Here is a 426-nt window from a genome sequence, read left to right on the forward strand (position 1 = left end):
GATAATATTTAGAGAAAAGGAATACATGGACGCGATTAATGTCTTAGCCCCTTATTTGGCAGGAGGTGAAATATTCCAAGCCACAATAACAGGTACAAGGCCTGGGGCAAATGCGATAGCGGTTTGGGCTCTTCTTAAACATCTTGGATTTGAAGGTTATAAAAGAATTGTCAAAGAAGCTATGGAGAATGCTGAATGGTTTGCGAACCGAATAAAAGCTTTGGGTGGTGTTTATTTAATAAGGAACCCCATGCTTAACATAGTATCTTTTGGTTCAAAGAAGCTCAAGAAAATCGAAGCAGAACTTAAAGCGAGAGGCTGGGGGATAAGTGCTCACAGAGGATATATAAGAATAGTCATGATGCCACATGTGAAGAGGGAACACTTATTGAATTTTTTGGAAGATTTAAAAGAAATCTAGATCGG

At 38.7% G+C, this 426-nt stretch carries 1 protein-coding gene; it reads left to right on the forward strand.

Going from position 1 to position 426, the window contains the following annotated elements:
- Positions 1 to 421 (forward strand): pyridoxal-dependent decarboxylase (locus E3E37_RS11220; RefSeq protein WP_240921985.1); only part of this gene is annotated, 421 nt, incomplete at its 5' end.
- Positions 422 to 426 lie beyond the last annotated feature (5 nt).

It is taken from the genome of Thermococcus sp. ES12, assembly GCF_012027515.1.
Lineage (GTDB): Archaea > Methanobacteriota_B > Thermococci > Thermococcales > Thermococcaceae > Thermococcus > Thermococcus barossii.